10 protein-coding genes are annotated in these 12,290 nt (G+C 63.4%); 8 read left to right on the forward strand and 2 right to left on the reverse strand.

The window, feature by feature from the left end; all coding sequences use genetic code 11:
• Window positions 1–110 precede the first annotated feature (110 nt).
• The 4 genes from O3301_RS19650 to O3301_RS19665 all read left to right on the forward strand — a co-directional run bounded on the left by O3301_RS19650 (window position 111) and on the right by O3301_RS19665 (window position 4,154).
• Window positions 111–953, forward strand: a complete 843-nt coding sequence (locus O3301_RS19650; RefSeq protein WP_289911504.1) for a tetratricopeptide repeat protein — start codon at window positions 111–113, stop codon at window positions 951–953.
• A complete protein-coding gene (locus O3301_RS19655; RefSeq protein WP_305057227.1) occupies window positions 950–1,951 on the forward strand; it encodes a tetratricopeptide repeat protein in 1,002 nt (333 codons plus the stop codon). Before O3301_RS19650 ends, O3301_RS19655 begins: the two co-directional genes overlap by 4 nt.
• Window positions 1,952–2,019: 68 nt before the next feature.
• On the forward strand, window positions 2,020–3,234 hold the full coding sequence (locus tag O3301_RS19660) for an AGE family epimerase/isomerase (RefSeq protein WP_305057228.1): 1,215 nt from the start codon (window positions 2,020–2,022) through the stop codon (window positions 3,232–3,234).
• Window positions 3,231–4,154 (forward strand): carbohydrate kinase, encoded by a 924-nt coding sequence (locus O3301_RS19665; protein ID WP_305057229.1) that lies wholly within the window; start codon window positions 3,231–3,233, stop codon window positions 4,152–4,154. Before O3301_RS19660 ends, O3301_RS19665 begins: the two co-directional genes overlap by 4 nt.
• Window positions 4,155–4,182: 28 nt before the next feature.
• Here O3301_RS19665 and O3301_RS19670 read toward each other — a convergent pair whose 3' ends face one another.
• A complete protein-coding gene (locus O3301_RS19670; RefSeq protein WP_305057230.1) occupies window positions 4,183–5,277 on the reverse strand; it encodes a LacI family DNA-binding transcriptional regulator in 1,095 nt (364 codons plus the stop codon).
• Window positions 5,261–7,174: a glucokinase gene (locus tag O3301_RS19675; protein WP_305057231.1), complete on the reverse strand. Its 1,914-nt coding sequence runs from the start codon at window positions 7,172–7,174 to the stop codon at window positions 5,261–5,263. The genes O3301_RS19670 and O3301_RS19675 overlap by 17 nt, the downstream gene beginning before the upstream one ends.
• 346 nt (window positions 7,175–7,520) lie before the next feature.
• Between O3301_RS19675 and O3301_RS19680 the strand changes: the two genes are divergently transcribed.
• The 4 genes from O3301_RS19680 (at window position 7,521) to O3301_RS19695 (ending at window position 12,283) form a co-directional block, all read left to right on the forward strand.
• A complete protein-coding gene (locus tag O3301_RS19680; RefSeq protein WP_305057232.1) occupies window positions 7,521–8,807 on the forward strand; it encodes a carbohydrate porin in 1,287 nt (428 codons plus the stop codon).
• A gap of 356 nt (window positions 8,808–9,163) precedes the next feature.
• The gene (locus O3301_RS19685) at window positions 9,164–10,417 is read left to right on the forward strand and encodes an ABC transporter substrate-binding protein (RefSeq protein ID WP_099664439.1); all 1,254 of its coding nucleotides are present in this window, start codon (window positions 9,164–9,166) and stop codon (window positions 10,415–10,417) included.
• Between the two features lie 115 nt (window positions 10,418–10,532).
• Window positions 10,533–11,417, forward strand: a complete 885-nt coding sequence (locus O3301_RS19690; RefSeq protein WP_010397323.1) for a carbohydrate ABC transporter permease — start codon at window positions 10,533–10,535, stop codon at window positions 11,415–11,417.
• Window positions 11,414–12,283, forward strand: coding sequence for a carbohydrate ABC transporter permease (locus tag O3301_RS19695; RefSeq protein ID WP_305057233.1), 870 nt, complete (start codon window positions 11,414–11,416; stop codon window positions 12,281–12,283). Before O3301_RS19690 ends, O3301_RS19695 begins: the two co-directional genes overlap by 4 nt.
• Window positions 12,284–12,290 lie beyond the last annotated feature (7 nt).

Raw genomic sequence — 12,290 nt, forward strand, 5'->3', positions numbered from 1 at the left:
TCGTGCAATGTAAGCCTGCCGGCTTGCCCTGTCAAACTTCTTGTGCAGTGCGCGCCTGTCTGGCATGGCATCGGCTACCATGCGTGTTTTCTTCTTCCCGACACCTTCGCATGCCCAAGAAACTCCTCTTGCTGATTCCTTTCCTGCTGCCGTTGCCGCTCCTGGCCCAGACCCCGCCCACCTTGCTCGACCTGCAGCTGCTCGCCATCAAGGTCAGGGCGGATGCGGCTAGTCATAGCCCGGAAAGCATCGCCGAATTTGAGCAGGCACGGCGCGTGGCGGAAACGGGCGACGTGGAGGCGCAGCTGGACCTGGCGCGCATGCTGCAGCTGGGCGTCGGCACGCCGCAAGATACGGCACAGTCGATGGCCTGGATACGCAAGTCGGCCGAAGGCGGCTATGCGCCGGCGCAGGCGGCCATGGGGGTGGCCTACACCTTGGGCGGCAAGGTGCCCATCGACCGCGTGCAGGGCGAATACTGGCTACGCCGGGGCGTGGCGCAGGGCGATGCAGAGGCGCAAACCATCCTGGCGATGGAATACATCGATGGCGACAGCAGTGCCGAAGAGCAGGCGCTGGCCATCACCTGGCTGAAGGCGGCGGCGAACGAACAGCACTTTGTGCCCGCCTACAATGCGCTGGGCGAGCACCTGATGCGCGCAGCCGTCGATGAACAAGATCGCGGCGAGGCTTTCCACTGGTATTACAGATCGGCGCGTGAAAAGGAGCCGGCTGGCATGCGCAACCTGGCCCGCGCACATGAACTGGGCCTGGGCGTGGCGCAGTCGGACAAGTGGGCCCTGGTCTGGTACGAGCGGGCCGGATGGAGCGGCGACTTGCCCGCCATGCGGCGCATGATCGAGGTATATGTCAAAGGCGAACTGGGAGAACAGGCGAATGCCGAAGACGCGGCCGAATGGCGCGCCAAGCTGGCAGAGAAGGAAAACAAATGAAGACCATCCTGTTGATATTGAGCGTGGCCCTGGCGCAGAGCGTGCTGGCGCAGCCAGCGTCCACGAACGCACCGCGCCAGCATCCGGCGCTGGCCGAATTCGATATGTCCGGCCTCGATGACATGCGCGCAAGGGTGCGGGCCGTGGTCGACCGTCCCGCCGACCTGTCGCCGGACAAGGTCGCCGCCTTCGGGAAGGCGCGCCTGGCCGCGGAAGGGGGAGATACGGCCGCCCAGCTGGAGTTGTCGCAGATGCTGCACGGCGGCGAAGGCACGCCGCGCGACCGCGACCTGGGCCTGGCGTGGCTGAAGAAGGCTGCCGAAGGCGGCAACGGTCCCGCGCAGGCTTTCCTGGGCGTCGCTTATACGCTGGGGCAGGGCATGGCCATCGACCGCAAGCTGGGCGAATACTGGTCGCGCAAGGGCGCCGCGCAAGGCGTGGAGCTGGCCAACTTCACGGTGGCCATGCACTTTGAAAATATCCGCAGCAGCCCGGAAGAACAGGCGCATGCGCTGCACTGGCTGAAATATTATGCGGAAAACGGCTTCATCCCCGCCTACAATGAAATCGGCTACCGCCTGATGATGACGGCGCAGGACGAGGCGCAGCGCAAGCAGGCATTCACCTGGTACATGCGGGCGGCCAAGGCGCTCGATCCCTCCGGCTTGAACAATGTGGCGTACTCGTATGAAGTGGGGCAGGGCGCGCCGCAGAGCGACGAGGCGGCCCTGGGCTGGTATGAAATGGCGGCCATCGCCAAAAGTCCGCCCGGCCAGACGGGTTTCGCGCGGCTGCTGGAGCAGGGCCGGGGCGGCCCGACCCGGCAAGGGCCGGCGCCCAAGCCTTTCGCGTTGTACCTGCTGGCGGCGAAGCAGGGCGACCTGGAAGCCATCGAACGGCTGGTCAAGGTGTACGATAAGGGCGAGCTGGAACAGGCGGCCGACCCCGCGCAGGCGGCACTGTGGCGCGAAAAGCTCAGGCTGGCCAAGACTCCCTGAGCGGGCATGACGGAGCCAAGACGGCATGCTATCATCATTGTTATCGATAACAATATCATGAGAGACCCATGAATCCCGATTTCCGCTCCAGGGACATGCTCGAAAAGCATATCCAGCACACGATGCACTTTTATCACCCGCGCGCGTTTGACCCGAGCGGCGGCTTTTATCACTTCTTCCTCGATGACGGCACGGTGTACGACGCCAGTACGCGTCACCTGGTCAGCAGCACGCGCTTCATCTTCAATTACGCCATGGCGTACCGCCACTTCGGCGATGACGCTTACCAGGCGGCCCTGCGCCACGGCGTGGCCTTCCTGCGCGACGTGCACCGCGACCCGGCCACGGGCGGCTACGCCTGGCAACTGTCCTGGAAAGACGGCGTCAAAACGGTGGAAGACGGCGCCAATCACTGCTACGGCCTGGCTTTCGTGCTGCTGGCCTATGCGCACGCCTTGCAAGCTGGCGTGACGGAAGCGCGCGCGTATCTGGACGAGACCTTCGAATTGATGGAGCAGCGCTTCTGGCTGCCCGAACACGGCCTGTATGCGGACGTGGCCAGCGCCGACTGGTCCACCCTGGACGGCTACCGGGGCCAGAACGCCAATATGCACGCTTGCGAAGCCATGCTGGCAGCGTTCGAGGCGACGGGCGAAGCGAGATATCTGCACCGCGCCGAAACTCTGGCGCACAACATCACGGTCCGTCAGGCGGGCCTGGCGAACGGCATGATCTGGGAGCACTACAAGCCCGACTGGTCGATCGACTGGGACTACAACCTGCACGACAAGAGCAATATCTTCCGTCCGTGGGGCTACCAGCCCGGCCATTTCACGGAATGGGCCAAGCTGCTGTTGATCATGGAGCGCCACAGCCGGTTCATGGCCGGCCCGTCGGACTGGCTGCTGCCGCGCGCGCGCGCCCTGTACGACACGGCGTTGGCCAAGGCCTGGGATGGCGCGCATGGGGGCATCCACTACGGTTTCGGTCCGCAGGATGAGATCTGCGACGGCGACAAATACTTCTGGGTGCAGGCGGAAAGCTTCGCGGCGGCCGCCGTGCTGGCCGCGCGCACGGGCGACGAGGCTTACTGGCATAGCTACGACAAGATCTGGGACTACAGTTGGACGCACTTCGTCGACCACGAACACGGCGCCTGGTACCGCATCCTGACGCCTGAAAATCAAAAAATCAGCAACGAGAAAAGCCCGGCCGGCAAGACCGATTACCACACCATGGGCGCCTGCTATGAAGTGCTGAACGTGATCGGCGGTGCCGCATGAGCGCCGCCAATTTCCCACGCTTTGTGTCGGCCGGCGAAGCGCTGACGGACATGCTGCGCACGGGCGCCGACTCCTGGAACAGCCAGGTGGGCGGCTCGACCTGGAACGTGGCGCGCGTGATGGCGCGCCTGGGCGTGCCCAGCGCCTTTGCGGGCGGCGTCAGCCTGGACGTCTTCGGCGATGCGCTGGCCGCTGCCACCGGGGCGGCGGGCCTGGACATGCGCTTCCTGCAGCGCCATGCGAAGTCGCCGCTGCTGGCCATCGTGCATGAACTGCATCCGCCTACCTATTACTTCATCGGCGACGACAGCGCCGACCTGCATTTCGACGCGTCGCTCCTGCCGGCCGACTGGATGCAGGGGGCGCAGTGGGTGCATTTCGGCGGCATCAGCCTGGCGCGCGAACCGCTGGCGGGCAAGCTGGTGGCGCTGGCGCAGGAGCTGAAGGCGGCTGGCGTGAAGATCAGCTACGACCCGAATTTCCGCATCATGATGGATGAACGCTACGACGCCACCTTGCGCCGCATGACGCAACTGGCCGACGTGATCAAAGTGTCGGACGAAGACCTGGCGGGCCTGTTCCGCCATGACGACATCGATGGTGCGTTTGCCACCCTGCGCAGCTGGAATCCGCAAGCCACGTATTTGTATACGCGCGGCGCGCAAGGCGCGGCGCTGTACCGGGGCGAGCAGACATGGCAGGCGGCGCCGCCCGTCATCGAGGTGGTCGATTCGGTGGGGGCAGGCGACGCCAGCATCGGCGGCTTGCTGTACAGCCTGATGTACCGGCCCGAGGCCGATGGCGGCCAGCATTTGCGCTTTGCCGTCGCGGCGGGCGCGGGCGCCTGCCTGGCGGCCGGTGGCGCCCCCCCTTCGGTGGAGCTGGTGGAGTCGCTGGTGCAGCGCACGGTGGTGCGCTAAGGGGCGCTCGACGGGTTGGTGGGGGCAGTCACTTTGCGACCGGAATGTGCCCTACTGGAGCACATTCCCCCGTCGACGCCCGCGCCATCAAGGTAAACGCCATCAAATGATGCGTGGCGGGCGCCGTTTCTCCGGCACGGCGCTGGCGGATTTCGTTGATGACGAGATTGACGGCGGCGCGGGCCATGTCGGCGATGGGCTGGTGGATGGTGGTCAGCTCGGGCCAGACGGTGGTGGCGACGGGCGTGTCGTCGAAGCCGCACACGCTCAATTCCGTCGGTACCTGCAAGCCCATGCCGTGCGCCACGGCCAGGGTGGCGGCGGCCATGTCGTCGTTGCTGGCGAAGATGGCGCTGGGATGCGGTGCTTGCGCCAGCAGTTGGCGCGCCGCGTCGAGACCCGAACGATACGTAAAGTAACCTTGCGCCACCCTGTGCGGCGCTACCCGCAAACCCGCTTCCCGCATGGCGTCCTCGAAAGCCTGGCGGCGCAGCAGGGCGGGCGTGTGCGCCGGATCGCCCTCGATGAAGCCGATGTCGCGGTGGCCCAGCGCGAGCAAATGGCGCGTCATGGCCAGCGCGCCCTCGTAATCGTCGATGCGCACGGCCGAAACGCCGGGCGAGGGGCGCGCCGTGGCCACGGCGATGGCGGGGATGCCCATCTGGTTCAGCTGCGCCAGCACTTCCGGCGAATCGCACAGGGGCGGCGGCACGAGGATGCCGTCCACGCCGGCCGCCACCAGGCAATCGATGCCGGCGCGCTGGCTGTCCAGGTCTTCGCAGCGTTCCAGCAGCAACTGGCCGCCGCCCTGGCGGCATTGATCCATGGCGCCAACTAAAAATTCGCTGAGGAAGGCCGCGCTCGGATTGCTGTACAACAGGCCGATGCGCAGGGTGCCCGTGCGGGCCGCCCTGGCCGCCAGATTGGGCTGGTAGTGCAGGCTGGCGATCGCCGCCTCGACCTTGTTGCGCGTAGCCGCGCTGACGCTGGCGCGCCCGTTAATCACGCGCGACACCGTCATGGCCGACACGCCGGCCACGCGCGCCACGTCGTGCACGGTGGCGCCGCTGGCGGCGTCGGAGGAGGTGGGGGCGGCGTGCGCCGCCTTATTCGAGGTGGCCACCGAATTTCAGCTTGCCGCTGATGCGCATGCCGTGCAATTGCCCCTCTTCCAGCTGGGCGGCGCTGGTGCGCTGCGCCGTGTCGCGCCGCGCCAGTCCCACCGACAGGATATCGAGCATCATCAGCTGCAGCAGGCGCACGATCATGGGCACGAAATTGAGGTTGCCTTCCGGGTGGTTCAAGGTCAGCAGCACGTCGGCCAGCTTGGCCAGCGGCGAACCGCTGGCCGTAATCGCCAGCACGCGCGCGCCGCAGCCTTGCGCCACCTTGACGGTGCGAAGCAGGTCGGGCAGGGCGCCGGAACGGGAAATGACCAGCGCCACGTCGCCTGGTTTCAGCATGGCGGCGCTCATTTCCTGCGCCTGCGGATCGGCAAAGAAGCTGCTGACGATGCCCAGGTTGAGCAATTTTTGCTGCATGTCGTCGGCCACCACGCGGGCGCTGCCCACGGCCAGCAATTCCACGCGCTGCGCGCCACGCAGCAGTTCGATGGCGGCCGTCAGCGCTTTGACGTCGAGCATGTCGCGCAGGGCCAGCGCGGCCGAGGCGTTATTGCCCAGCACCTTGCGCGCCAGTTCGGCGTCGGAATCCGATATCTCCACGTGGCAGTGGGCCACCGTGATGGCGCCGCCCGTCAGGCCGGACGCCAGCTTCAATTTGAAGTCGGCCAGGCCCTGCACGCCGATCGAGCGGCAAAAGCGCATCACGGTCGGCTGGCTCACGCCGACGCGCTGGGCGATTTCGGCGATCGGCAGGGTCAGCATGGCGTTCGGCTCCTTCAAGACCCAGTCGGCCACCTTGCACTCCGAGGGGCTCATCCTGCCGCGCGCCTGGCGCACGGATTCGAGCACGGGCGCGCCGGAATGGGCGCGCTTGAGCTTTTGCGCCAGGATGGCGGCGATGCCGAGGAAAGTCGGCAGTTCGGCCGTGATCAGAAAGGTGGGGATCTGCGCCAGGTATTCGTTCAGGCGGCCCTTTTGCTCGAAGCGGGCGCGGAACTGCGACTGTTCGAACAGGGGGCCCAGGCGCGGCACGATGCCCCCGCCTATATAGATGCCGCCCAGCGCGCCCAGGGTCATGGCCACGTTGCCGGCGATGGAGCCGAGGATGGCGCAGAAGCAGTCCACCGCTTCGAGGCACACGTCGCATTCATTGTTCAGGGCGCGGCTGGTGATTTCGGCGGCCAGCAGCGGCAGCGCATCTGGCTTGCCGGCGCGCTCGGACAGGGCGCGGTAGATCAGTTCCAGGCCGCGCCCGGAAGCGAGGCGTTCGGCCGAGACGTGCGACAGCTCGCGCCAGGCGAAGGACAGCACGTCCATCTCGCGCTGGTCGCAGGGCGCGAAGCTGACGTGGCCCCCTTCGCTGCCCAGCGCGATCCAGCGGTCTTCGGCGGGGATCATGCCCGACACGCCCAGGCCCGTACCCGAGCCGAGCAGGCCGATGACGCTGTCGGCGCGCGCCATGCCGCCGCCGATCTGCAGGCGCTGGTCGGGCCGCAGATAGGGCAGGGCCATGGCCAGCGCCGTGAAGTCATTCACCACCAGCAGAGTGTCGAGGCCCAGCGTGGCGCGCATGGCCTCGATCGAGAAGAACCAGTGATGGTTCATCATGCGGATATTGTCGTCGTCGATGGGATTGGCGATGGCAATGGCCGCATGGCGCACGCGCGCGGAACCGGCGGCGCGCGCCTCGCTGCTATCCATATAGGCGGTGATGGCGTCGAGCAGCGAAGCGTAGTCGTCGCAGGGCAGCACGGCGACCGCTTCCAGGTGGCCCTGGCGCGTTTCGAGCACGAAGCGGGCGTTGGTGCCGCCAATGTCGGCCAGCAAGCGCGGCCCTTCACTGAAACGCTCCGCCGGATCGCTGCCTGCTACTTCCATTTTTTCATCTATTTTCATGGCGGTGCCTAGTCTCGTCTGCGTGCGCTGTCTTGGCGGCGCACTGTCGTTATGGCAAAAACCAAGGATTTTAATTCGTATACGTGCCGCGTGCCGAAAAATGCGGGACGCCTGCGTAAATGCTTGTCCGCAGTGCCGGAAACGGGCGGCGCCGGCGGAAAAAACAGGGCAGTCAACGCGCCTGTCGGTACGCAAATAAAGTGTCGCAGAGTAGTCGTAGGATTACAACATAATATGTTGATATTTGTTCGTAGTATAGTTACTATGTCCCTGCTGGAAAGAATTCTGGCCAGTACATTCGGCCACGAATGACTAGATAAAAAATAAATTACTGAGGAGACTTACCATGCTGCATCGCACCATGTTGAAGGCCGTGTTGAAAACGCTGCCAGCTGCCATCGTCTTAGCCATCGCCAGCGGTTCCGCTGCCGCCGACCCGATGTACCCATCCGACTCCGAAGGCTTCCACGGCTACCTGCGCGCCGGCGCCGGCAGCAATACGTCGGGCGGCGGCGGTTCGCAAGGCTGCTTCGGCCTGGGTGGCAATACCATGAAATACCGTCTGGGCAATGAGTGCGACGCCTACACGGAATTCGGCTACACAAAATCCGTCGCCAAGTCCGGCGGCGTGAACTACCTGGCCACCATCTGGGTCAACGCTTATGCGCCAAACTCGGATTTCGGCGACAACAAGCTGGGCATCGTCAAGGCCTACGTCGAAGCGCAGGGACTCGATTTCCTGAACGGCGGCACGGCCTGGATCGGTAAACGCTTCTACTACCGTCCTGACATCCACATGCTGGACTTGCAATACATCAATATGAACGGCACGGGCGCCGGCCTGGACCGCATTCCCGCTGGCCCGGGTAAATTCTCGTATGCCTTCTTCAAGGACAACGACGTCAAGGTCGCGTTACCGAACGGCGGCGTCAACACCAAATCGGCCGTGCGCCAGAACTTCATCTACGGCGAGATTCCCGTCAATGAAAACGGCACCCTGGACCTGGCCGCGACCTACATCATCGGCGAAGGCAAGGATGACGTCGCCACTGGCAAGCGCAATAACGGCTGGCAGCTGTCGGCATTCCACCGTCAAGGTAAAGTGTTTGGCGGCGGCAATACCTTCGGCGTGCAGTACGGCGTCGGTCCCGGCACCGGCCAGGGCGCGCAGTTCGGCGCTTCGGGCGACACCAATTTCGGTTCGGACGTGAAACGCACGCGTATCTTCAATGACATGGCGATCCAGCCAATGGCCAACTTCGGCATGGAATTCGTCGCTCTGTGGCAAAAAGACGAGTCGAACGCCAAGGGTTCGTCGACCTGGACCTCGGTCGGCGTGCGCCCCGTGTACGCATTCACCGACAATTTCAAGCTGGTGGGCGAACTGGGCACGGACCGCGTGACGCAAGCGGGCGGCCTGCCGGCCAAGCGCCTGACCAAGCTGACCATCGCCCCGACGATCTCGGCCGGTCCTGGCCTGTGGTCGCGTCCTGAGCTGCGCGCTTTCGTGACCTACGGCAAATGGAACGATGCGGCCACCGCCTCGGTCAATGCGTCGAACAACGGCGGCCCGATCTACAACAACAATACCAGCGGCACCTCTTATGGTTTCCAGGTAGAAACTTGGTTCTAAACACCGAACCAAACCTGCTGCGCGGCGCGCTTTGCGGCCTGCGATGCTCACCGTGCTCTAGCACGGTTGCGCTTCTTAGCCACAAATCACTGCCGCTCGCGACGGTTTTGTTCAGTGTTGATGTTTGTAATGCAGATCAACCTGGCGCATCCTTCGCGGATGCGTTTTTGGCGCCGTCCCGTGATATAAATGCAATGTAGTCGTTTCATGGATCACGGCGCCGTCTTTACACCAAGATGATGCCCGTTTGCAAGCGGGTCTGAGCACAAGAGCGCCGGTACAGGCGCAGATTTCACCTTTTTCGGCCCCCGTATGCCGAAGCCCCCTAAAAGCTTGATCAAAAAAGGAATGTGGAGATGAAACTGAAATTCAAGATTACCCAACTGGCCGCGTTGACCACCCTGGCATTTGCCGGCAGCGCCTTTGCGACCGACGTGGAAGTGTTGCACTACTGGACCTCCGGCGGCGAAGCGAAATCCGTGGGCCAGTTGCAGCAAATCGTGAAGGAAAGCGGCTTCGGCTGGAAAGACTTCGCCGTGGCCGGTGGCGCTGGCGAAAACGCCGCGACCGCGCTGAAAACCCGCGTCATTTCCGGCAACCCGCCAACGGCCGCCCAGATCAAGGGCCCGTCGATCCAGGAGTGGGGCGCGGAAGGCGTGCTGGCCAATATCGATGATGCCGCCATTCCAGGCAAATGGGATGCCGTGCTGCCGAAAGTCGTCGCCGACATCATGAAATACAAGGGCCACTACGTTGCCGCCCCTGTCAACGTCCACCGCGTCAACTGGATGTGGGTCAACCCGGAAGTGTTGAAAAAAGCCGGCGTGGCCACCACCCCGACCACCTGGGATGCATTCTTCGACGCGGCCGAGAAAATCAAGAAATCGGGCGGCATCGCGATTGCCCACGGCGGCCAGCCATGGCAGGACGCCACCGTGTTTGAATCCGTCGCGCTGGGCGTGGGCGGCACGGAATTCTACAAGAAGGCCATCCTCAAGCTGGACCAGAAGGAATTGACCGGCCCGACCATGCTCAAGGTGTTCGACACCCTGGGCAAGGTGAAGACCTACATCGACAAGGATGCGGCAGGCCGCGACTGGAATCTGGCCACCGCCATGGTCATCAACAACAAGGCCGGCTTCCAGTTCATGGGCGACTGGGCCAAGGGCGAGTTCACGGCAGCCGGCAAGGTGCCGGGCAAGGACTACCTGTGCGTGGCCGCTCCTGGCACGGACAAGGCCTACACCTTCAACATCGATTCGTTTGCCATGTTCACGCAAAAGGATGCGAATGCGAAGAAAGGGCAGATCGCCCTGGCCAACGCCATCATGAATCCGAAGTTCCAGTCGATCTTCAACCTGAACAAGGGTTCCATCCCCGTGCGTTCCGGCGTATCGAAGGACAAGTTTGACGCTTGCGCCCTGAAATCGATGGAAGACATGGACGCCACCAACAAGAACGGCGGCCTGGTGCCATCGTTCGCCCACGGCATGGCGCTGGCATCGGCCACGCAAGGCGCTGTGACCGACGTCATCGCCAAGTTCATGAACACCAACATGAGCTCGAAAGACGCGGTTGCTGCATTGGCCAAAGCGGCAAAAGTGAAGTAATCACGACGGCGCCGGCACTCCCGCCGGCGCCCTCTGCATCGCATGCATCGCAGGCGTCCGCCCTGGCATTCGTCCAGGCCGGCGCCACACGCAGTTCTACTTCTACGGCTGTCCTATGTCCATACGCAAGCAATTCGACCGATGGATACCGCAGATGGTGCTGGGCCCCACGCTCATCGCCAGCTTGGTATTCGTCTATGGTTTTATCTTTTTGACCGGTTGGCTGTCGCTGACCGAATCGCGGCTGATGCCGAACTACGAGTTCGCCGGCTTGGTGCAATACGTCGAGCTGTTCGACAACGAGCGCTGGTGGACCTCGCTCAAGAACCTCGGCATCTTCGGTGTCCTGTTCATCGGTTGCAGCATCGCCATCGGCCTGTTCCTGGCCATCCTGCTGGACCAGAAAATCCGCGCCGAAGGCGCGCTGCGCGCCATCTACCTGTATCCGATGGCGCTGTCCTTCATCGTCACCGGCACGGCGTGGAAATGGATGCTCAATCCCAGCCTGGGCCTGGAAAAGGTCATGCACGACTGGGGCTGGACCTCGTTTACCTTCGACTGGCTGGTCAATTCCGACATGGCCATCTACACGGTGGTGATCGCCGGCGTGTGGCAATCGTCGGGCTTCGTCATGGCGCTGTTCCTGGCGGGCCTGCGCGGCATCGATGATGAAATCATCAAGGCGGCGCAAGTCGATGGCGCATCCCTGCCGACGATCTACTGGCGCATCGTGATTCCCGCCATGCGACCCGTGTTCTTCAGCGTGCTGCTGATCCTCGCGCATATCGCCATCAAGAGCTTCGACCTGGTCATCGCACTGACGGCTGGCGGACCTGGCAATTCGTCGTCCGTGCCGGCCATCTTCATGTACCAGTTTTCCTTCACCCGCGGCCAGCTGGGCCTGGGCTCGGCATCGGCAATGATGATGCTGGCCACCATCGTGGCCGTGCTCGTGCCGTTGATGTACCTGGAAACGCGCAGCGCAAAGGCGATGAGATGACACCTACACGCAATAATCGCCTCACCCTCGGACGGGTGGTTGTATATCTGCTGCTGATCCTGTTTGCGGTGTACTACATCGTGCCCCTGTACGTGACCCTGTCGACGTCGTTCAAGTCGCTCGACGAGATCCGCAGCGGTAACCTGCTGGCACTGCCGCATGTGTGGCAGTTCGACTCCTGGTCCAAGGCCTGGTCCTCGGCCTGCACGGGCGTCACCTGCGACGGCATGCAGCCGTTCTTCTGGAACTCGATCAAGATGGTGGTTCCCGCCGTGCTGATCTCGACCTTCCTGGGCGCCTTCAACGGCTACGTGTTCGCGCACTGGCGCTTCCGCGGTTCGGAAATCCTGTTTGCCGCCTTGCTGGTGGGCTGCTTCATTCCGTTTCAGGTGGTGATCCTGCCGATGGCGCGTTTGCTGGGCGAATTCGGCCTGGCCAACACCACTACCGGCCTGGTCTTCGTCCACGTGGTGTATGGCACGGCGTTCACGACCCTGTTCTTCCGTAACTACTATATCGGCGTGCCGGAAGAATTGATCAAGGCGGCCCGCATCGACGGCGCCGGCTTCTTCTTGATCTTCCGCAAGATCGTGCTGCCGATTTCGGGTCCGATTTTCGTCGTCTGCATCATCTGGCAATTCACGCAGATCTGGAACGACTTCCTGTTCGGCATCGTCTTCGCCAGCGGCGATTCGCAGCCGATCACGGTGGGCTTGAACAACCTGGTCAACACGTCCACGGGCGTGAAGGAATACAACGTCAACATGGCGGCCGCGGTGATTGCCGCGCTGCCGACCCTGCTGGTCTATCTGGTCGCAGGCCGTTATTTTGTGCGCGGTCTGACCGCAGGCGCAGTCAAAGGTTAAGGAAAGA

Origin of the sequence: Janthinobacterium sp. SUN211, from assembly GCF_030587315.1 — a bacterium.
GTDB classification, from domain to species: Bacteria; Pseudomonadota; Gammaproteobacteria; order Burkholderiales; family Burkholderiaceae_D; genus Janthinobacterium; species Janthinobacterium kumbetense.